Consider the following 21,870-nt stretch of genomic DNA (forward strand, 5'->3'; position numbering starts at 1 on the left):
AAGGTTCTCTTATCCTTCTATCCTACTCTCTGCATCTGCCACCACTTGAGCAAGACTGGTTTGGCTTAATTCTTCTTCCATAGCTTCTTGAATTTTATCTAACTTTTCATCTAAAACCCCATGGATATTAGCTCCTACTGGACAGTTAGGATTAGGATTATCATGGAAACTAAAGAGTTGTCCAGTCTTTCCAAGGCATTCCACCGCTTGATAAATATCCAAAAGACTAATATCCTCAAGATTTTTGATAATCTCTGCCCCTCCAGTTCCACGCGCGACGGAAATCAAGTCTGCTTTTTTCAGTTGGGACAAAGTTTTTCGGATAATAACAGGATTGACTCCAACACTACTAGCTAGAAAATCACTAGTCACCTTGCTTTCCTTCCCTTTTAAGGCAATGATTACCAACATATGTGTCGCAATGGTAAATCGGCTTGAAATTTGCATGCAGTCCTCCTTTATTATCAACAAAGCTCATTCTTCTCTTATATTTATTATATCTCCTAGAGTTGTAATGTCAAGAGTTACGACTAAGCCAGTCGTCCAATTCAACATCATGTCCTTGACTCTGAGCGATTTCGTGCAACAAGTCCTGATTATGGGTATGGTGAATTCCATTGACTAAGCTTTCATAGTATACCTCATAGTAGGGCAATTTCAAATCTCTAGCCAATTGTAATTCTGACTCAACATCGTAATCAACACGACGAAAATCTATATCCTTCAAACCTTTGTCATCAAAATCCAAAATCATATATTGCGCTCGCAAATCCTCACGTAGACTTGCTGATAAAAAGAACGGTTGCCCAATTGAGCCTGGATTTAAAATGAGTTGTCCCTCGCTCCCATAGCGAAGAAATTGCTGGTGAATATGCCCATAAATCGCAATATCACAGTCAGGATTGGTTACTAAACGGTCAAAATCCTCCTGCTTGCCAAGATGGATCAGTTCTCTTCCCCAATTTTTATCCGGCAAATGATGGCTTATCCCTACCTTCAGATTTCCAAACTGGCGGTGTGTGTGCATGGGAAATGCCTGTAGAGCTTCAATATCATCTAGACTAATTTCTTCCATAATATACTGGCATTGGCGTAAGAGGTAGCGATGGCTAGGTCTACTTGTATCTAATTTTCGATGAGCAGCTCGCCATAAACTCTCTTCCCAATTTCCCAGAACTCGAATCGTAATCGGCAAGTCCTCTAATCGTCTGAGAATATTTTTTCGTCCTGTCCCAGGCATGAGAATATCTCCCAAAAGCCAATATTCCTCAGCGCCTGCCTTCTCTGCATCTGCTAAAACAGCTTCCAGTGCTCTTGTATTTCCATGGATATCTGAAAGTACCGCAATATTTGTCATATGATCCCCTCTTGCATTCTCTCCTTTAATTATAACACTCTCAAAATCAAAGTCAAAAGCATCTTGTTTGCTATCATGTTTTACTTTACTTTTTTAGTGAAAAGGATTACAATGAAGGTGATAAGAAATGAGGAGGTTTTTGCTATGACACAACGTTACGAAAACATCATGGTAGCAGTCGACGGTTCTAAAGAAGCTGATTTGGCTTTTATCAAAGGAGTTCAGTCAGCATTACGTAACCAGGCTAAATTAACCATTGCGCATGTAATCGATACTCGTGCTCTTCAAAGCATTTCAACATTCGATGCAGAAGTTTACGAAGAGTTACAAGTCGAGGCACAAGAGTTGATGGCAGAATATGAAAAGCGTGCAAGAGACGCCGGTCTTAAAGATATTCAAGTTGTCATCGAAATGGGAAATCCTAAAACTCTTTTGGCTAAAACAATCCCTGATCAAGAACATGTTGATTTGATTTTGGTTGGAGCAACAGGACTTAACGCCTTCGAACGTTTGCTTGTCGGCTCTTCATCTGAATATATCCTTCGCCACACAAGCGTTGACCTTCTCGTCGTCCGAGACAAGGATAAAACTTTATAATGAGAAAAAAAGAGGTCGGGAAAATCCCGACCTTGCTTTTTATTAGTGATAGCCTTTTATACAGCAAGGACTATATTCGTCAAAAAATCCTAAACTAATCTGTAAAGTAAAGGAGAGGATGTCCGAAAAATTGACAGCGGTTTCAAAGAGTGGTATACTAAAAGCAACTGAGAATGTAATCATAGTTTAGAAAAGGAGACTCATTATTTTGCCACTTGTTATAGACGACTTGGCATTCTTACGTCTAAGGGTATCATACATTTTGTTTTGAAACTACTTACTCTATTTTCCTAGTTCTCTATTAACAATCCCTCGGGAATATGAGCCCTTCGTTAACTAAATTAGCTAACCTCATCTATCATAGTAGCACTTTTCAAAGTTACTAATTCCGTATTCTTCTATCTTGAAGATGATAGATTGTTGTACACCTCCCTAAACTGTTACAATAATCTATGAGTTTAATTCGAAAGGATTGTATATGTCAAAAACAAAGAAAATACTTTTACTTATTTTCTGCATTCTTATCTTGACAGTCTTCCTCCCCATCTTGGTTGATTACCAAAAAGCAAGTGACCTAGGCATTCAATTGTTTAGCTGGAGAGAATGGAGTTTTGCTGCATTCATTTCTAAATACATCTTTTGGGGGACATTAATCCTATCAGTATTAGTTTTATCATCAATCCTAGTTATACTATTTTATCCTAAGCAATATCTGGATATTCAATTAGGTACTAAAGATGATAAGCTTAAACTAAAAAATTCAGCTATTGAAGGGTTCGTTAGATGTGTTGTTGATGATTATGAGTTGATTAAAAATCCAACTATCCGTGTAAATGTCAGAAGAAATAAATGTTTTGTTTACGTGGAAGGTAGAATAATTACATCAGACAACGTCTCTACTAAGTGCCAGTCAATTCAAAATGAAATAACTCAAGGATTAAGGCAGTTTTTTGGTCTTGACCGTGAGGTAAAACTTGAAGTTTTGGTTAAAAACTATCAACCTCCAACTCAACACAAAAAAACTGCAAGTCGTGTAGATTAAGGAAGTGAAAAGATGGAATTACTTAAAAAGTATCAGTATCCAATTTTATCAGGCTTAATAGGTATTATTCTAGCTTGTTTAATTATTTCCTTTGGTTTCTTCAAAACACTATTTGTTTTGATTTTCGGAGCTTTAGGAATTATAATTGGATTATATATCCAAAAAAACTATATAAATAAATAATAAGGAGTCGCATATGTCAAACTTGGAAAAAAACGTTTCTACAGAAAAAAATGAATCTACTGCTACTACTCATGAAGTAAAAGGAAGCCTTACTTATGAAAATAAGGTTATCCAAAAAATTATTGGTCTAGCATTAGAAAAAGTACCTGGTCTTTTGGACGTTGATGGAGGATTTTTCTCTAATTTAACTGAAAAAATTATTAACACAGATAATGTTACTCGCGGAGTTAATGTTGAAGTCGGTAAGACACAAGTTGCTGTCGATTTGAATGTTGTTGTAGAATACAAAATTAACGTTCCTGAACTATACAACAAAATTAAAGAAGTTGTCACTTCTGAAGTTTCACAAATGACAAATCTTGAAGTTGTTGAAGTAAACGTGAACGTTGTTGATATCAAAACAAAAGAACAATTTGAAGCAGACTCAGTGAGTCTTCAAGATAGAGTAACTGACGCAGCAGAGTCAACAGGTGAATTTGCATCCGAACAATTTGAAAAAGTTAAAACTGGTTTCAGTAGTGGTGTATCAACTGCTAAAGAAAAAGCAAGTGAAGGTGTCGAAGCTGTAAAAGATGTAACATCTAAAGAAAAAAGTCGTGTAAACTAGCTCCAAAATCTAATATGAACAAAACTACCTATTGAATAAATCCAATAGGTAGTTTAATTTTTCATCTTGGAGCTTCTAACTCATTCTATTTTCTCTTTCCTTATGACGTTCATAAGCCTTGATTTGGCGCTCTATTTCCTTTTTGATTGCAGGCTCTGGAGCGTACTTTTCTTTCCAGTTATCTGGTTTCAAGATTTTGTGGGTTACTGGATCAAAATGAGCCTTACCATCTGGGAAGATTTTACCCATGTTTGCTTGATGGACAATCTCAAAAATTCTCTCTGGGTCTACCCCCATTAAAACGAAACTTCCATAAGTAAAGTAGAGCGTGTCAATCAAAGCATCCACTTGACCAACGAGGGTTTTCTCAGCTGGTGTTGACTGAGATACTTTTTCGGCAGCTATATCAAGTACCTGATGCAAATCTTGTACAGCTTGTTGAAATTCCTCTTCAGAATTGCTTGCAGCACGGACAAATTCAACTAACTCTTCAATCTTAAAGCCGGCGCGATGAGTTGCCCCTTGCAAATCCCAAGCTATTGGTTCTTCTTGAGTTCGCTCGTCCATCATATGATGGAAGGTTTTAACCTTGTTAAAATGATAGTCACGACTGACAAAGACTTTTTCAGAAGACAAAACTCCAAAATATTCCAAAGCCTTATGAATCCCATCGTTTTGGTTGCTGGCAGTAATATGCTTGGCAACTTCTTTTACGCTGCTGCTACCATTTCCCATGGCAACAGACATCCCAACACCAGCCAACATTTCCAAGTCATTATCTGAGTCCCCAAAGGCCATGACTTGATTGAGATCAAAACCATACTCTTTCCCGACACGACGGATACCCTCTAACTTAGAATTTCCTTGATTGATAATATCGGCCGCGAATGGATTACTTCTGGTGAATTTCAAATGATTTAATACTTCAGCAGCATGGTTTGTCTCCTCAGGCGTCATCAACATAAGCACCTGATAGATTGGCTGATTGATTAAGTCCAACAAATCATCTTCCTTCTGAGGAAGGGCCTTACTGACCATACGATTAAAGGAATGACTAACAGTACGAGTCAAAAATTTAGGTACAAATCGACTAACTAGCTGTGAAAGAGGGCTGAGTCCAAAGGACATAATCCGAGAACCGACAACGTCTTGTCGCGTTCCCATGGCAATCTCTTTTCGATTTTCCTTGGCATACGAGATGATTTGTCTGAGACTTCTCTTATCAATAGGGCTAGCAAAAAGAACACGATCTTTGTTAAAGATATATTGGCCATTGTAGGTTACTGCAAAATCCAGGTCCAAATCGTCCATCAAATCCTTAACAAAAAAAGGTCCTCGCCCTGTTGCCACCCCAACAAGCACCCCTTGTTCTTTCACAATCTTGATAGCTTCCTTAGTGGACTTCAAAACACTCTTACTGTCATTTACAAGCGTTCCATCAATATCAAAAAACACAGCTTTGACTTCCATTCTATCTCATTCCTTTCTTTTATGATACAATGATTATACCACATTTCAGAAAAAGTGAGTGAATCATGACTAAGAAAATCCTTGTTTTACATACTGGTGGCACTATCTCCATGCAGGCAGATGAATCTGGAGCTGTAAGGACTAGTGCTGATAACCCTATGAATCATATCTCTAATCCTCTCGAAGGTATCGAAGTCCATTCCTTGGATTTTTTAAATTTGCCTAGTCCACACATCAAGCCTAAGCATATGTTAGCCCTCTACCATAAAATTAAACAAGAGGCATCGTCCTATGATGGTGTTGTCATTACACATGGGACAGATACACTAGAAGAAACGGCTTATTTCCTCGACACCATGGAGGTACCTCATATGCCTATCGTCCTGACAGGTGCCATGAGATCTTCCAATGAACTGGGAAGTGATGGTGTCTACAACTATCTTAGCGCCTTACGTGTGGCCAGTGATGACAAGGCTGCAGATAAGGGTGTGTTGGTCGTTATGAACGATGAAATTCACGCCGCCAAATATGTCACAAAAACGCATACTACTAACGTTAGTACCTTTCAAACACCAACTCATGGACCACTCGGGCTCATTATGAAGCAGGAAATTCTCTACTTCAAAACGGCAGAACCTCGTGTTCGTTTTGACCTTGAGAGCATTCAAGGGTTGGTCCCTATTATCCCTGTTTATGCGGGCATGACCGATGAACTTCTCGATTTACTTCCTGTTGACCAACTAGATGGATTAATTATTCAGGCTTTTGGCGCTGGAAATGTACCAAAGGAAACAGCTGAAAAATTAAAGTCTCTCAGTCAAGCAGGACTTCCTATTGCACTAGTCTCACGTTGTTTCAATGGGATTGCAGAACCTGTTTACGCCTACGAAGGCGGTGGTGTTTGTCTTCAGAATGATGGTGTATATTTTGTTAAAGAACTAAACGCTCAAAAAGCACGACTGAAGCTTCTTATCGCAATCAATGCTGGACTTAAGGGCGAACAACTCCAAACATATATGGAAGGATAATAAAAAACCAGGAAATCAGCTAGATTCCTGGTTTTTTTATTACTTTTTGCGAGTTGATTTGCGCTCTGTCAAACCATGAGGTAGGAGGACTTCACGTTCTTCTAATTCCTCTTTATGCATAATTTTAGTCAACATACGCATACTAATCGCACCTAAGTCATACAAGGGTTGTGCGATAGTTGTAAGGCTTGGTCGAGTAAAGCGAGCGATTTGAGAATCATCACTCGTAATGATTTCAAAGTCTTCTGGTACTGAAACTCCATGATCAGCCAAGCCGTTCAAGAGACCAGCCGCCAATTCATCACCAGTCACAATCGCTGCAGTTGCTTTTGAAGAAACTAAGCGCTCTGCCAGAGCATAACCATCATCATAGCGATATTTAGATTCAAATACAAGTCCTTCACTATAGTTGACTCCTGCTGCTTTCAAAGCTTCTTTGTAGCCAACCAAGCGAATTTTACCGTTAATATCATCTACCAACGGGCCACTCACAAAGGCAATTTTTTTGTTACGCTTCAACAAATGGCGAACAGCATCCGCAGTAGCATTCTTATAGTCAATATTAACACTTGGAAGCTGGTGTTCTACATCCACTGTTCCTGCAAGAACTACAGGGGTACGTGAACGTGAAAACTCTGAGCGAATTTTCTCTGTCAAGTGATAGCCCATAAAGATAATACCATCAACTTGTTTTGAAAAGAGTGTATTCACTACTGCCACTTCTTTTTCATCATCCTCATCACTATTCGCAAGGACAATGTTATACTTGTACATCTCTGCAATATCATCAATCCCTTTTGCTAGCGCAGCAAAATACGTGTTAGTGATATCTGGGATGACAACCCCAACAGTTGTTGTTCGTTTGCTTGCCAAGCCACGAGCTACTGCATTTGGACGATAGTCTAGGCGATCAATCACCTCTAGAACTTTCTTACGAGTGTTTTCTTTGACATTCTTGTTACCATTGACTACACGACTGACAGTTGCCATTGAAACTCCTGCTTCTCGGGCAACGTCATAAATTGTTACTGTATCATCTGTGTTCATACCGTTTCCTTTCTAATGTTGAAAATTTTGTTTTCATGTTTACACCACTACTAGTTTACCACTAATTGTAAGCATTTTCAAGGATTAATTGAACTTTCTTTGAAAAAATTTCACCGATAATCATATTTTTGTAAATCAGTTTACTTTTCTTGATTTTTAGGCCAGTTTGCAGTATGATAATAAAAAATTAAGTAGGAGGCATGGATGGCTTTTACGGATTCACATCGACGTTGTGCCAGTTTTGGTGTAGTGACTAATCTTCCAGACGATGTTATCGACTCAATCTGGTATATTATCGATCATTTTTTAAAGCACGTTTTTGAACTAGAAGATGAGTTGGAATTTCAGCTCTTAAACAGTAACGGTTCCATCACCTTCCGTTTTTCAAGTGAGCATCTACCTACAACGATTGACTTCGATTTTAATCATCCCTTTGACCCATTGTACCCACCGAAAGTACTTGTTATGGATATGGACGGTAAGGAAACCATCCTCCTACCTGAAGAAAATGACCTATTTTAAAAACTCTAGCCTTCTGACTAGAGTTTTCTTTTTTTAATAAATAGAACGACTGACCACTATACCACTCGGTTTTTTAAATTCTAAATCAAGATAGTCCTGATAAGTCCCAGGGACGATAAAACCTTGGGGACTCAGGATATCAGTTCCAGCCTCTCCAACAATAGAGTCGGCCAATAGAACACAGTTTGTACTGAGAACAAAGTAGGTTTTAAATTTAGAGGATGTGAACTTATAGAGGGTTGCATCAGCCTCGTGTTTCAGCTGATAAGAGTAGGTATGTTTGACCTCTCCTTCCCTTCTTTTCAGTAGTTGTGAACTTGGCTCCCAAGGTATCAAGAGGCTTTCTATCTCTCTCAATCGTTCTTCGATGGCTTTTTTCTGTTGTTGAGACAGGCTTAAACCATAGGTGAATAGCGTTTTCTGGCTTTCTCTCTTACAAAGTTCAATATATTTTTCACGATTGGCCTTAAATAAAACCCCGTCGCCAATTGTACCAAATAAGCGCTCTGAATGTGGGTCATAAGAGCCGTAGGAAATAACCTGACCTTGATAGCAGATATCTACATGACCCATGGCCAAGAAGAAAGATGATTCTGAAGTATGGATGAAAATTTCTAAATCAACAGATTTTTCATTTTTTCTCTCCAAATGCACTTCGCTTTCTTCTACCTGATGACTAGATAACCTTTCATTCCATCGTCGTAAGGTGCTGATGGGAATCAAGGCTGTCATGAATATAGGCAGGGTCATTCTCATTCTACGCTTGAGCTTAGGATTGCTTCTCCCTTTTTCAAAAAAGAATCCATCTCTGAGGCTGCTTGCCCCCAACATAATCAAGTAAAAACCAAGTAAGAGTAATTCAAAATTTGTCGCATCATGAAAAGGGGAATTACTATAGAGGCCAAATCCCATCATCCATAAAGCATCAAATAAGTAATTAATCCTCGGATGGATATGATTATTCCGGTATAGTAACCAGGTAATCAGACTGATTAGGCCTGTAAAAAGCTGATAACTTCCAATGAGAATAACCAAGAGATAGAGAGCGATGTCCTGCAAGATGACTGAATCAAATAGGATGACTGCAAGAAAAAGCTTGGCTAGAGTTACAAATATATTTTCTCTACGGGACTTTTCTTGAAACCATCGCGTCAATAGTTGCCAAACTGCCGACAAGAAAAAGTAGGCCATCAGGAGTTGGTAACCCAGTATCGGAACTACCTGCCCAAAACAAATCAAGAGGAGGCCTAAGACAATAGCTACAAGACCTTCCCCTATACTTTTCCATTTACTATAAGTTTCAGAAACCTTGCCCATTTTCTTTCTCCAATTGACGATATAAGTGACGAATCGGTTGTCCTAGGACTGGATGGATGAAATGAGGCGCAATTTCCTGCAGAGACTCTAAGACAAAGAGTCGCTCAGCAACATAAGGATGCGGCAAGATGAGATTATCGTTATAAATGACCTGATCCTCCATAAAAAGCAAGTCCAAGTCAATCAAACGAGGTCCCCAATGCACTTCTCTAACCCGACCCATTTCTGCCTCAATGTCCAACAAGGTTTCTAACAAGATTGGAGCCGGCAACCAAGTTTCTACTTCAATGACCTGATTGGCAAAACTATCTTGTTCTACACCGCCCCAAGGCTCAGTTGTAATCACACTAGACTCTTTGAGAATACGAATCCCACGAGTACTTATTTTTTCAAGAGCTTGCTTGAGATTAGCCGTCTTATCCCCCATATTGCTACCTAGAGCAATAAAGGCTCTTTGTTTGCGGCGATGGATGGTTACTGAACAGGTGTCTAGTGGTAGATGAATAGGCGCCCATGGTTTTTTGAGTTCCAGTTTAATTTCTTGAACTATTGGATAGGTTTCAAAAGTGCGCTCTACTAGTTTGTAGGCAACTGTTTCAACCAAGTCTTCAGTGGTTTCCTGAAACCAAGTCGTCCATTGCTGACAGAGCTCGCCATAATGGACAGATGCTTCCAAATCTAAATCCGTAGAAGCCTTGGTCATATCATAGGATAAGCTTGCATCAATGATAAATTTTTGGCCCAGTTCCTTCTCACTCGGGAAAAGACCATGATAGGCAAAAATTTCCAAATCCTTAATGCGCAATTGATCCATAATTAGTCCTTTCTAGAAAAAATCGTTTGAATCGATTTTTATAACCCCATAAGACGGTATGCTTGATCTCGAAGATCTTTGTCTGTCTCAAATACTCCACGAGCTACTGTTGTCAAGGTTGCAGTTCCTGGTTTTCGAACACCACGCATGCTCATACACATATGCTCTGCTTCAATAACAACGAAAGCACCTTTGACACCAAGATAGTCCATCAAAGCATCAGCCACTTCGATATTCAAGCGTTCTTGAATCTGTGGCTTTTTAGCATAAACTTCCACAGTACGAGCTAGCTTTGACAAACCTGCCACACGTCCGTCTGGAATGTAGGCGATATGAGCTTTCCCATAAAATGGCAAGAAGTGATGTTCACACATGGTATGGAAAAAGATATCCTTTTCTACTACCATATTGTCATCAATAATTTCAAAGGATTTTGACAAATGCTCCTCCGCAGTTTGACCAAGTCCTGAAAAAATCTCCTGGTACATGCGAGCTACACGTGCAGGAGTTTCCTGCAAGCCTTCGCGGTTAACATCTTCACCGACCGCTTCGATAATCATTTTTACAGCCGTCTCAATTTTTTGTGTATCCATTCTCTAGTTTTTCCTCTCCATCAGATAGGCTCTTACCTGGCTCAAGAAATACAAGGAGCCCGTAACTATCCTAACTGTTTTTTTCTCTTCATTTTCTGTCATTTTTTGATCTAGAAATTCCTTCCAACTTTGATAGTTGAGATTTCTAGAACGGGCTTCTTCTTTTAGCACCTCTTCGTCGGTCGCCCGACCATCCTCAAAGTGAGTGAGTGTCAGCTCAGTATCTGGCAAAGTTCCTAACAAGTCTAACATATCCTCCAAGGCCTTGGTTTTGATACATGTAAAAAGTATTTCCTTATGATAATCAGCAAATCGTTCTTTCAAGGTATCTAACAAAGCCTTGACAGCATGGGGATTGTGAGCCCCGTCTAAAATCATCAAAGGGCTTCTAGAAACAACTTCAAAGCGTCCAGGCCAACTTGTTTCTTCTAAGGCTTGAGCAAGCAAGTCATTGCTTGCTAGTTCTCGACCATCTTCTTTACAAAAAGTATCAAGTAAAGCTAGTGCCATCCCAGCATTCTCTATCTGGTGCAAACCCAGCAATCCTGTCTGAAAGCGACCTTGTCTAAGCGGGCTTGTATAGTCAAAAACTTCTCCCGTCCCCACACTTCCTTGATGACTGACTTGATAATCTTCCCCATAAACAAGTCTAGGAGCCGCTTTCGCTTCCGCGATTTGGTTGATAACTGCTAAGGCTTCTGGGACAATATTCCCCGTTACCAGGGGAACTCCTTGTTTGATAATTCCAGCTTTCTGCTCCGCGATAGCTTCCAAGCTATCCCCTAGTAAAGCTACGTGATCCAGGCCAATGGTCGTAATACCTGTTAAGATAGGCTGACAAACATTGGTACTATCCAAAAGTCCACCCATACCTACTTCCATAATGGCCACATCGACTTTCTCAGAAGCAAAATAATCATAGGCTATGGCAGTGATAATCTCAAATTCTGTCGTTCCTTGCAAATCATGAGCATGCTCCCCCTCAAGTAGTGAGCGATAGTCTACCATCAAGGTCTCTAATCTTGCTTCTGGGATAGATTCCTCATTAATGGCAATCTGATCGGTATAATGAATCAGATAGGGTGAGCTAAAGACTCCAACTCTTAGCCCCATCTTTTCCAACATATTCTTCAAAAAGGCTATAGTAGACCCCTTACCATTGGTTCCTCCGATATGGATAACCTTGAGTTTCAGATGGGGATTGCCACGTAGGGCTAATAGCTTCACCATCCTCTCCAAACCAAAATGCGGTTGGTCTGTCCGATAGTTAGCTATCCACTGATTCGTTTCGTTTTTATTCATCTTATTTATACTGTTTCAAGTTTAAATTTTCCGCATCATCTGCCAGACGGATGGCTGATGCAATTTCGACTGCCATCTTGTGGCTGGCTACATCGTGTACACGCACCACTTCCACACCTTGTCTAGCAGCGATACTAGTCACATGAGCTGAAGCCGTATCACGATTGCGGAAACCAGCTTCAGTTTCTGGGTTTACTTCAAAACCATTTTCTTCCAGAATATTGATGACAAAGCGCTTGCGAGAGACTCCTAAAAAGATAGGATAGCCCATCTCGTGTAATTTATTAAGGTCACGTAGAAGTATGAGGTTTTCCTTTTTGGTCAAGCCAAAGCCAATCCCAGGATCTAGCATGATGTTTTCTTTCGAAATTCCTGCTTTTTCCGCTCTTACTAGAGCACAGTCAAAGAAAGCTGTCATCAATTCTTCTACTGGTAGTTTTTCAAACTCATCTAAGTCTTCCTTTGTAAAAGGCGCACCAAAGCCAAAATGAGGGAAGATAAGTGAACTAGGGTGCTGAGGGCGTGCCATTACTGGATTAAACATGATGACTACCTGAGCTCCAGCTTTGGCAACCACTTCCGCCATCTTCTCATCCCCCATAAGACCTGTAATGTCATTGACTATATGGGCCCCAGCCTTTAGAGCTGCTTCTGCAACTTGACTTTTCCAAGTGTCTACCGAAATCAAAACATCACTTTCTTGACGAATAGCCTTAATGACTGGAACCACACGTTGGATTTCCTCTTCAATCTCAACATAGCTACTTCCAGGTCGAGTAGACTCTCCACCAATATCTAAAATAGTGGCACCTTCAGCAATCAATTTTCGAGCTTGTTTTAAGGCTTCTTCAATAGCAAAAAATTGGCCCCCATCAGAGAAAGAATCTGGGGTGACATTGATAATACCGCAAATAGCTGTTTTTGTATGATTGTCTCTTTTTTCCACGATTATCACTCAAATTTCATTTAGATTGGTATTCCTCTATTTTACTGTTTTTTTTGGATTCTGTCCAATTATCCCTCGCTACTCTCAAACTTTAAAAGAGCGCAAAAAAAAAGTGTGGGACAGAAATCGGTAATTCGTTAGAATTCGATTTCGTCGTCCCACCTCCGCACAGTTGAGTAGGGTTGTAAAAACTAATGAAATCAGCGTAGTAGAGCCCACTCAACCACTGCGTCCTGCTCGAAAATCCAAAGACAATTGAGAGGCTAGGACTTTTGTCCCAGCCTCCTTTTTTATATTCTTATTTTTCAGTCAAAGCTGCAAGTCCTGGAAGAACTTTACCTTCAAGAAGTTCCATTGAAGCTCCACCACCAGTAGAGATCCATGAGAACTTGTCTGCACGACCAAGGTTGATAGCTGCGGCAGCTGAGTCACCACCACCGATGATTGATTTAACGCCTGGTTGTTTCACGATAGCGTCCATTACACCGATTGTACCAGCTTGGAAGTCAGGGTTTTCAAATACGCCCATAGGTCCGTTCCATACAACTGTTTTAGCACCAGTCAAAGCTTCGTCAAATTTAGCGATAGATTTAGGACCGATATCCAAACCAAGGAATCCTGGATCTACTGCTTCACCTTCAGTGTCTTTCACTTCAGTGTAGTCTGCAAATGCATTAGCTTCTTTTGAGTCAACTGGCAAGATCAATTTACCGTTTGCTTTTTCAAGAAGAGCTTTAGCAACATCCAATTTGTCTTCTTCTACAAGTGAGTTACCGATTTCGATACCTTGTGCTTTGTAGAATGTGTAAGTCATCCCACCACCGATAAGAACTTTATCAGCTTTTTCAAGCAAGTTTTCGATAACACCGATCTTGTCTGAAACTTTTGAACCACCAAGGATAGCCACGAATGGACGTTCTGGAGCTTCAACAGCTTCTTGGATGTAAGCAATTTCGTTTTCAAGAAGGAATCCAGCAACTGCTTTTTCAACGTTTGCTGAGATACCAACGTTAGATGCGTGTGCACGGTGAGCTGTACCGAACGCATCGTTTACGAAGATACCATCTCCAAGTGATGCCCAGTATTTACCAAGTTCAGGATCGTTTTTAGATTCTTTCTTGCCGTCAACATCTTCAAAACGAGTGTTTTCAACCAAGAGAACTTGTCCATCTTCAAGAGCGTTAATCGCTGCTTCCAATTCAGCACCACGAGTAACACCTGGAAGGAATGTAACTTCTTGACCCAATTTAGCAGCCAAGTCAGCAGCTACAGGAGCAAGTGATTTACCTTCTTTGTCTGCTTCTTCTTTAACACGTCCAAGGTGAGAGAAGAGGATTGCACGTCCACCTTGTTCAAGGATGTACTTGATAGTTGGAAGAGCTGCAGTGATACGGTTATCGTTAGTGATCACACCATCTTTTACAGGTACGTTGAAGTCAACACGAACGAGAACTTTTTTCCCTTTCAAGTCAACGTCTTTAACAGTCAATTTTGCCATTAGATATGACTCCTTCTTTTTTTTTACGTGTTAATTATATCACAAAATCAATAAAAGAGATAGCAAAACCTTAAACTTTTCCTCCAATCATTTCACAAGATTAAATAAGGATAACCTTTGAAGCTATGACAGTATACACCACAATTTTTTCCTCATCTACTATGCAAAAAAGATTTGACTCTTAAAAGTCAAATCTTTTTTATTGTATGAAGTCAATTTTAGATCAAAATTCTAGCTTAATCTTCTTTTTTCTTTTGCGCTAGAAGTCCAAAGCCACCTAGGACTCCAACCAATCCAAGAGCCAGAAGATTTGCATCTGTTCCTTCACCTGTACTTGGGAGTTGTTTTCCTTCAGGTTTTTCAGCTTGTGCTTCTACTTTTGCTGGTTCCTGCTTAGCTGCTTGTGCTACTGGAGCAGGTGCAAGAGGTTTGTCATCTTGGACATCCACTTTTGGCCCAATCTCAACAATCTCAGTTACAGTTTCTTTGATAAGTTCTGTTCCCTTAAGACTGCGGTTGCCTTCAGTGTCAACTTCTACAAGATTTCGACGAAGTCCTTCAACTCCTGCTTGAACCAAGCGACGTTCTCCTGCTTTAAGACTAGGATTTACTCGTTCTTCATGGCCGTATGCAAGCTTTTCTTCTTCAACCACTAATGCTGGATTGCTGATAGTCAAATCTTTGACGCCGTCTAGCGGTTGAACACGACTTTCCACCTTGGTACCAACTTCAGTAATCTCAGCCACTGCTTCCTTGACTACTTCTGTCTCAAGAAGAGTGCGGTTGCCTTTGGTATCAACTTCAATCAGACGACGAGTTTGGCCTTCTACACCTGCCTGAACGATACGACGCTCTCCTGCATGAAGGCTAAGATTTACTCGTTCTTCATGGTCGTATGCAACTTTTTCTTCTTCAATCACCAATGTTGGATTGCTGATAGTCAAATCTTTGACGCCGTCTAGCGGTTGAACACGGCTTTCTACCTTGGTACCAACTTCAGTAATCTCAGCCACTGCTTCCTTGACTACTTCTGTCTCAAGAAGAGTGCGGTTGCCTTTAGCATCCACTTCAATCAGACGACGAGTTTGACCTTCTACACCTGCCTGAACGATTCTACGTTCACCCGCCAATAGGTCTCCTGACGGACGTTCTTGGCGTTCGAAGGCTTGAGTTTCTGTTTCAACCACTAGCTCAGGTAGAGTTTCAACTGTTGGAGCAGATTCCCCTTCTTCTAAGCTACCTACATGGTGGCTTTCTTCTGCAGGAGCTAGTTTCTTATTCAGCTTTTCTTTCATGTCCGCAAATGCTGCTGGAGTTGGCGTTTGTGAAGATAATAAAGCCTCAGCTTGCGCAATCAACTCAGATTGAGGATCTTTTTCAAGAACGGATTCAAGCAAGCTTTCCAATTCTTCTCTAGCAGTTTGATAACGTTGATTTCCATCCAAGTCTGCACCTGCTTGTTTTAAATCGTTCAGGGCTTGGTTGACCGCTTCTTGACTAGCATCGTGGTTTTCTAAGATGGCTTTTGCTGCATCAAGCTTCTCAACAAGAGCTGCTTGTTTTGCTGCATCCGCAAATGTATAAGCTAATGTTTCTTTGCGTCCTTGAGCAGATGTGATTTCTTGTTTCAGATATTCGTCGTTAATGGCTGCCTTAGGTGATACTAGAACATCAAATTCGACAGTTTGTCCTTGATAGTGCAACTCAAGTTTTTGACGGCCTGTCTTTTGAGAATCATAGCCTGTAATTTCGACTCCTTGGTCCGTAAAGCTATGTTCTGTCTCAGTTTCATCATCATACAAGACCTTGAAGCGTCCCTCTGATAAGTCAAGAGCATCGCCTACAAAGTAATCAATTTTCGGTTGCTTGCTAATATACAAGGCTGCGACTTCTTTTGGACCAGCTTCTTCACCAGTCACTTGAACCTTGAAGCTTCCTACAACTGGAAGACCAAGATAGGTTACTGTTAACTCTTGTTCACCATGATGGTGAGCATCATAGCCGTTAACAACTACACCTGCATGACTGAGGTTGATGACTTCATCTGCTTCTTCTCCCTCATATTTGACACGGAGAAGACCACCTTTGAGATTCAATTCCTCGCCATCTTGGTAAGTCGTCTTTTTAGGTGTTGCTTCTAGACTGATAGCCTTAATCTTTCTATCATCCTGAGGAATAGTTACAGCAAGAGTATTACTGATTTCTTTACCTGGCAATTGTGTACGATAGTAAAGAAGGCTTGGACGTTTTTCAAAGCTCAATGGTTCTGTTGCCAAATCTCCTCCAACTACCGTATTTAAGGTAGCGATTGGAGTTTGTGAATCTGCCTTGTCATAGACTGTAATGGTTGCTCCAGCAGGAACTTCTGAGAATCCAAGTTGAATCTTATTGTCTGTCAGAACACGCGCTGCAACTTTAGCCATTGGAATGTTTTGGCTCTCCGTATCAAGAGTTTCATACATCTTCCAGTTGTAGATACGGATGGCTTTCCATGGTGTTCCATTGTCAGACGTGATGACGTGCAAACGCCAGTCTTGCGCTGTAATTGGGCTATCAAGGGTAATATCTGAAACATGGGCTCTATTGCCACGAACAGCCTTAGCTAGTTTCCACTCCCCAGCTTCATCCTTGTAGTAGAGGTCGAAATCTTTAGTGTTCATCAAACCATCGTTAACAGATTCTCCACCAGCACCAGCATGATCCATGACCCATCTAACGACACGGCGTGGTTGGGTCAAACGAATATCAACGCTACCACTCAACTGAGCAGAAGACCATTTGTCAGATAGACTAGTGATAGTTCCATTCAACATACCTTCGATACCTTCGCCACCTTCTGTGTCTGGGAAGGTACTTCCGATAACAGTCGCTCCTGGAACGATATTTTCTGCTAATGGTCTTGGAAGACTTGTGTCTTGGACAGTCATTCCCCACTCAAAGTTTGTAGTTGCTGCTTCAGAACGAAGGCCATTCTTACCAACTGCGACAACCTTCAACTCCTGACTAGTACCAGTTGCACTAGCTGAACGGCTAACTTTTGGTAGGTAGATCGTAGTTGCAGATGAACCTGTCAATAGGCGCCAAGCATCGCCATCCTTCTCATAAACTTCATAGAAGTCAGCATCTTTATTTCCAGTAAATTGGACAATAGCTTCTGCTTCTTGGGCATTTTTAAGGGATTGTTTAGCTACTTTAAGAGCCGTTGGTGCTTGAGGTGCCTCTTGATTATCTGTTACTGTCAACTCACCCAAGTTAAATTGATAGCCCTTAAGAGCAGCAGTATTTTCAAAAGTGAGCTTGATACCGTAAATGGTCTGACCTGCCAAGGCACTCAAATCAAATTCATCTTTTGTCCAATCGTCAGATAGAGTCAGTTCTTTACGAGCATTCTCTCCACCATAAGTATAGTTTTTCTGAGTCGCAAACTCTACATAGACCTTGCTTCCCTTACCACCTTTATGAGCAACACGAAGTTTTGTTTTATCTGTTACTTCCAGTTTTGTAGAGTAAAGGCGAATATCTTGATTTGTATTTTCAGCTAAATCACCCGCAAATTTGAGTGAGTTACCACCATTGTAGGCATCTTCAAAGTCATAGTCAGCTTGAAGTTTAGCACCTGATGACGTTTGCCACCAGCGCCATGTAGGCAAGATACCTGATACAGAACGATAGTTCCATTCAGAATCCTTAGAAACTTTGCCGTCTACAAACCATTTTTTACCATGTCCTGTGTTAAAAGATGTTGTAAAGGTACGGCCTACTGCTGGTGTGCGGTCAGCTACAAGGTTGGCAATTCCGTACCAGTCCTTGTCATCTGGTTTTTGACCAGTTGGATCTCCTTGGTAACCTGTAAAGAAGATATTTTCATTCTTGTGATAGTCTTCGCCTGTCTTACCAAGACTAGTAATTGTATCTGGAGCAAAGAGTCCAAGTGATAAGCGGAGCTTGCCATTTTCATCTAGAAGGGCATCCCATTTCACTTTTGTCTTGTAAGAACCACCTTGTTGCAATTCCAAACCTGCAAAGACATCGTACTGACTACGTCCAAGCCATTTGGCCATAGTTACAGAGTAGTCATTTTTCTCTTTGGTCCAGTTAAAGTTGGCAAAGAAGTGATCCGCAGGAACCTTGTCTCCCTCTTTTTCCATGAATTGGTAATTGTATTCACCCAAACCATCTTCATGATAACGACCATATTCATAGGTCATGGCATCATACCAAGAATATTTCACTGGATGATTGACTTGAGCCGAATATTCCTTGGTATAGAGCATGAAGTCACGCATTTTCTTACCAAGAGGCGTTACGATATCTCCTGTTGTTTCTTGGTTGATAAAATATCCATCAAATCCATAGTATTTAGCCAAATCAACCAACTTACGAGCGATAGGGAAAGTTCCGTCTTCATCTTGTTTAAGGGCTTCGGCAAATTTTTCTTGGTCTGCAATACTATTAGACCAGTTGAAGAAGAGTGTACCCAATACAGGGACACCATTACGGTGACCAGCATCAATCACGTCCGGAGTTGGAACGAGCCCTTCCCAGAAGACCATTGAATTCAAGTATTGCCAGTAGTCAAAAGCATAGGCTTTAAACTCTTCACCACCTACAGAAGCGTGGTCTTTAGCCTTAGAGTTGGTATTGGCAAGAGCTTCAACCTTGGCATCCTTATTGGCTTTTTCGTTGACTACATGCCCACGGTAACGTTTAGCCAATTCAACTGAAGAACGATTAATAGCGTCGTCTTCACGGGCACCCGGTTCCCATTTCAACAAATCTTCCCAAGTGTCAAATTTAATTTCTTTTGGTCGAAGACTTTTTTCTTCTTTCTTAGGAACATCTGAGACAGTTGCTTTCTCTTCAGCCTTATTTTCTGTAGCCACAGGTGCTTCTTCAGCCTTTTTTTCTGTAGCTACAGGTGTTTCTTCAGCCTTAGGCGCTTCAGCAACCGGACTAGCTACTTCCTTATCAGCTGCAGTCAATTGGTCCAAGGTTGGTTTTTCTTCTGAAATAGGTTGTTCACTAACCTTGTTTTCTGTCTCTTCCAACTGCTTTAATACCTCCGGTGAAGCTGTAGTTGGTTGCTCTGATGGGGCAGGCGATGCTTGCTCTGTAGCCACAGCAGTAGTCCTTGTTTCATTCGCTGGGATTGCAACTTCTTCTGCTAGAGCTTGGTTGGCAAACAAAACCGAACCAATCATCAAAGAGCAGGCACCCACTGATAATTTTCGAATACTATAGCGGCAACGTTTCTCAAAAAATGGATTCTTCATTTTTTCTCCTTTCACTTCCAAAAAGTAAGCGCTTTATTTTTATTTTAAAAAAGTAACTGCCCTTAAAATAGCAGAACTGTTCATCTTTATTTTACGATATTTATAAGTAGAGTCAACAGTCATCCTAAAATATCTATAAAGGGGTGAATAAATGATATAAATTAGACAATCAATTACCTTTTTTTACATTTTCATGATATTTTTCTAAAAAAATACGTTTACTACTTGTTAGATTGCTTAGAATCCTTTAAAATAGAATGGGAGAAATTCCGCGATTAGTTTTCGGAGGGAAAATAAAATGTCCATTAATTGGCAGGAAATTGCATTTCACTTTTTAGGTGGCCTGGGACTATTCTTATATAGTATCAAAACCATGGGGGACGGTTTGCAACAAGCAGCTGGAGATCGTCTTCGATATTACATTGACAAATATACTAGCAATCCTTTCTTTGGAATTTTAGTTGGAATTGGGATGACTGCCCTGATTCAATCGAGTTCAGGTGTTACGGTTATTACAGTTGGTCTGGTTAGTGCTGGACTATTGACTTTACGTCAGGCTATTGGGATTGTTATGGGAGCCAATATTGGAACAACTGTCACATCCTTTATCATTGGTTTTAAATTGGGAGACTACGCATTACCTATGCTCTTTCTCGGAGCAGTCTGTCTCTTCTTCACAAAAAATAGAACCATCAATAACATCGGACGAATTGTCTTTGGTGTCGGTGGTATCTTCTTTGCCCTCAATCTTATGAGTGGCGCTATGGAACCCCTTAAGGATTTACAAGTCTTTAAAGACTACATGGTAGAACTTAGTAAAAACCCAATCTTGGGTGTTCTTGTCGGAACAGGTTTAACCCTTCTGATTCAAGCCTCCTCAGCGACCATCGGGATTCTACAAAATCTATACGCTAGCAATCTGATTGACCTTCAAGGAGCCCTACCAGTGCTCTTTGGAGATAACATTGGAACAACCATCACTGCTATTATCGCTTCCTTGGGTGCTAATATTGCAGCCAAACGTGTGGCGGCAGCCCATGTGGCCTTTAACGTTATCGGGACTGTTATCTGTATTATCTTCCTCGTTCCATTTACAGGCTTAATCCAATGGTTTGAGAGCTTCTTAAATCTAGCTCCAGAAATGACCATTGCCTTCGCCCACGGAACCTTCAACATTACCAATACAATCATTCAGTTTCCATTCATCGGAGCTCTTGCCTTCTTGGTAACCAAACTTATCCCTGGAGAAGACGAAGTTGTCAAATACGAGCCACTTTACCTTGATGAGCAACTGATCAAACAAGCTCCATCTATCGCTCTTGGAAATGCTAAAAAAGAACTTCTACACTTGGGTAATTATGCTGCGAAAGCCTTTGACCTCTCTTACGACTATATCATCAATTCTAATGAAAAAGTTGCAGAAAAGGGACATAAGACTGAAGAAGCTATCAATACCATTGATGAAAAATTGACTCGTTACCTCATTAGTTTATCTGGTGAAGCTTTGAGCCAAAAAGAGAGTGAAGTCTTAACAAATATCCTTGACTCTTCACGAGACTTGGAACGTATCGGAGACCACGCAGAAGCCCTGCTCAATCTTAACGATTATTTGCAACGCAAGAATGTTCAATTCTCTGAGGCTGCCTTAGAAGAACTAGCAGAGATTTATCTTAAAACTAGTGATTTCGTCAAAGATGCTCTTGAGAGTGTGGAAAACAACGACCTCGAGAAAGCTCAGGCTCTTATCGAGCGACACGAAGACATCAACAACATGGAACGTGTCCTTCGTAAGACTCACATCAAACGTCTAAATAACGGAGAATGTTCTACCCAAGCAGGTGTCAACTTTATCGATATTATTTCACACTACACTCGTGTATCAGACCACGCTATGAACCTTGCTGAAAAGGTTTTGGCAGAACAAATTTAAAACGAAAAAAATGCTTTGATTCTTTCGAATCAAAGCATTTTAAATAGCTCTCCAATCATAAAGGAAGATGCGGCTGCACCCCTGTATCTCGCTTCTTCCTTTTTGATAAAGCGGGCCAGATTGACTAACTCTGGCGCTGGAGTCTTAGGATTCTTGAGTAGTTCAAGTGTGACTAGCCCTGAAAGTCGGACTGCAAGCAAGCGCTCATTGGTGCTAGGCAATTGCTTAGCAGTCTCTACAAGTGCAAGCACTAAATCTTCACTCAGGTTTTGACGGGCATTATTATAAAGATCCCGAATCAAGGTTTCTAGGTTTGGCTCTTCCATCCCTATTACCTCCATCTT

General features: G+C 40.6%; 19 protein-coding genes. 7 read left to right on the forward strand and 12 right to left on the reverse strand.

Annotated features, from left to right (window positions below; all coding sequences use genetic code 11):
- Positions 1 to 9 precede the first annotated feature (9 nt).
- Both O3643_RS03910 and O3643_RS03915 read right to left on the reverse strand, forming a co-directional pair.
- Positions 10 to 447: an Rrf2 family transcriptional regulator gene (locus O3643_RS03910; RefSeq protein WP_371499989.1), complete on the reverse strand. Its 438-nt coding sequence runs from the start codon at positions 445 to 447 to the stop codon at positions 10 to 12.
- Positions 448 to 517: 70 nt separating this feature from the next.
- Positions 518 to 1,357, reverse strand: coding sequence for a metallophosphoesterase (locus O3643_RS03915; protein ID WP_371499991.1), 840 nt, complete (start codon positions 1,355 to 1,357; stop codon positions 518 to 520).
- Positions 1,358 to 1,501: 144 nt separating this feature from the next.
- Here O3643_RS03915 and O3643_RS03920 point away from each other — a divergent pair, with 144 nt between their 5' ends.
- From O3643_RS03920 to O3643_RS03935, 4 genes are all read left to right on the forward strand, one after another.
- On the forward strand, positions 1,502 to 1,954 hold the full coding sequence (locus O3643_RS03920; protein ID WP_006155803.1) for a universal stress protein: 453 nt from the start codon (positions 1,502 to 1,504) through the stop codon (positions 1,952 to 1,954).
- Positions 1,955 to 2,432: 478 nt separating this feature from the next.
- Positions 2,433 to 2,996, forward strand: a complete 564-nt coding sequence (amaP, locus tag O3643_RS03925; protein WP_371499993.1) for an alkaline shock response membrane anchor protein AmaP — start codon at positions 2,433 to 2,435, stop codon at positions 2,994 to 2,996.
- Positions 2,997 to 3,008: 12 nt separating this feature from the next.
- On the forward strand, positions 3,009 to 3,179 hold the full coding sequence (locus O3643_RS03930) for a DUF2273 domain-containing protein (RefSeq protein ID WP_024054512.1): 171 nt from the start codon (positions 3,009 to 3,011) through the stop codon (positions 3,177 to 3,179).
- A 13-nt stretch (positions 3,180 to 3,192) separates the two neighbouring features.
- Entirely contained in the window at positions 3,193 to 3,786 is a 594-nt protein-coding gene (locus O3643_RS03935; protein ID WP_024054513.1) for an Asp23/Gls24 family envelope stress response protein, read from the forward strand.
- A 75-nt stretch (positions 3,787 to 3,861) separates the two neighbouring features.
- Here O3643_RS03935 and O3643_RS03940 read toward each other — a convergent pair whose 3' ends face one another.
- Positions 3,862 to 5,256 carry a Cof-type HAD-IIB family hydrolase gene (locus O3643_RS03940; RefSeq protein ID WP_371499996.1) on the reverse strand — a complete coding sequence of 465 codons (1,395 nt, stop codon included), beginning with the start codon at positions 5,254 to 5,256 and terminating at the stop codon, positions 3,862 to 3,864.
- 65 nt (positions 5,257 to 5,321) lie between these two features.
- Here O3643_RS03940 and O3643_RS03945 point away from each other — a divergent pair, with 65 nt between their 5' ends.
- Positions 5,322 to 6,284 (forward strand): asparaginase, encoded by a 963-nt coding sequence (locus tag O3643_RS03945; protein WP_006147873.1) that lies wholly within the window; start codon positions 5,322 to 5,324, stop codon positions 6,282 to 6,284.
- A 39-nt stretch (positions 6,285 to 6,323) separates the two neighbouring features.
- On the opposite strand, the gene ccpA is transcribed toward O3643_RS03945, so the two are convergent.
- Entirely contained in the window at positions 6,324 to 7,331 is a 1,008-nt protein-coding gene (ccpA, locus tag O3643_RS03950; RefSeq protein WP_004251755.1) for a catabolite control protein A, read from the reverse strand.
- 204 nt (positions 7,332 to 7,535) lie between these two features.
- Here ccpA and O3643_RS03955 point away from each other — a divergent pair, with 204 nt between their 5' ends.
- On the forward strand, positions 7,536 to 7,853 hold the full coding sequence (locus O3643_RS03955) for a DUF960 domain-containing protein (protein ID WP_004251754.1): 318 nt from the start codon (positions 7,536 to 7,538) through the stop codon (positions 7,851 to 7,853).
- A gap of 33 nt (positions 7,854 to 7,886) precedes the next feature.
- On the opposite strand, the gene O3643_RS03960 is transcribed toward O3643_RS03955, so the two are convergent.
- The 7 genes from O3643_RS03960 to O3643_RS03990 form a co-directional block, all read right to left on the reverse strand.
- Positions 7,887 to 9,170 carry a DUF308 domain-containing protein gene (locus tag O3643_RS03960; RefSeq protein WP_371499999.1) on the reverse strand — a complete coding sequence of 428 codons (1,284 nt, stop codon included), beginning with the start codon at positions 9,168 to 9,170 and terminating at the stop codon, positions 7,887 to 7,889.
- On the reverse strand, positions 9,154 to 9,984 hold the full coding sequence (gene folB, locus O3643_RS03965; RefSeq protein ID WP_371500001.1) for a dihydroneopterin aldolase: 831 nt from the start codon (positions 9,982 to 9,984) through the stop codon (positions 9,154 to 9,156). Before folB ends, O3643_RS03960 begins: the two co-directional genes overlap by 17 nt.
- Before the next feature lie 38 nt (positions 9,985 to 10,022).
- Positions 10,023 to 10,577 (reverse strand): GTP cyclohydrolase I FolE, encoded by a 555-nt coding sequence (gene folE / locus O3643_RS03970; protein ID WP_371500003.1) that lies wholly within the window; start codon positions 10,575 to 10,577, stop codon positions 10,023 to 10,025.
- A gap of 3 nt (positions 10,578 to 10,580) precedes the next feature.
- Positions 10,581 to 11,879 (reverse strand): folylpolyglutamate synthase/dihydrofolate synthase family protein, encoded by a 1,299-nt coding sequence (locus O3643_RS03975; RefSeq protein ID WP_371500005.1) that lies wholly within the window; start codon positions 11,877 to 11,879, stop codon positions 10,581 to 10,583.
- A gap of 1 nt (position 11,880) precedes the next feature.
- Positions 11,881 to 12,825 (reverse strand): dihydropteroate synthase, encoded by a 945-nt coding sequence (folP, locus tag O3643_RS03980; protein ID WP_371500007.1) that lies wholly within the window; start codon positions 12,823 to 12,825, stop codon positions 11,881 to 11,883.
- A gap of 298 nt (positions 12,826 to 13,123) precedes the next feature.
- Entirely contained in the window at positions 13,124 to 14,323 is a 1,200-nt protein-coding gene (gene pgk, locus O3643_RS03985; RefSeq protein ID WP_006147868.1) for a phosphoglycerate kinase, read from the reverse strand.
- Positions 14,324 to 14,559: 236 nt separating this feature from the next.
- Positions 14,560 to 19,596 carry a G5 domain-containing protein gene (locus O3643_RS03990; protein WP_371500009.1) on the reverse strand — a complete coding sequence of 1,679 codons (5,037 nt, stop codon included), beginning with the start codon at positions 19,594 to 19,596 and terminating at the stop codon, positions 14,560 to 14,562.
- Between the two features lie 298 nt (positions 19,597 to 19,894).
- Between O3643_RS03990 and O3643_RS03995 the strand changes: the two genes are divergently transcribed.
- Positions 19,895 to 21,526, forward strand: a complete 1,632-nt coding sequence (locus O3643_RS03995) for a Na/Pi cotransporter family protein (protein WP_004251733.1) — start codon at positions 19,895 to 19,897, stop codon at positions 21,524 to 21,526.
- Positions 21,527 to 21,555: 29 nt separating this feature from the next.
- Here O3643_RS03995 and O3643_RS04000 read toward each other — a convergent pair whose 3' ends face one another.
- Entirely contained in the window at positions 21,556 to 21,852 is a 297-nt protein-coding gene (locus O3643_RS04000) for a bacteriocin immunity protein (protein ID WP_371500012.1), read from the reverse strand.
- Between the last annotated feature and the right edge of the window lie 18 nt (positions 21,853 to 21,870).

The sequence above is a fragment of the Streptococcus sp. 20925_1_44 genome (genome assembly GCF_041432435.1).
Lineage (GTDB): Bacteria > Bacillota > Bacilli > Lactobacillales > Streptococcaceae > Streptococcus > Streptococcus infantis.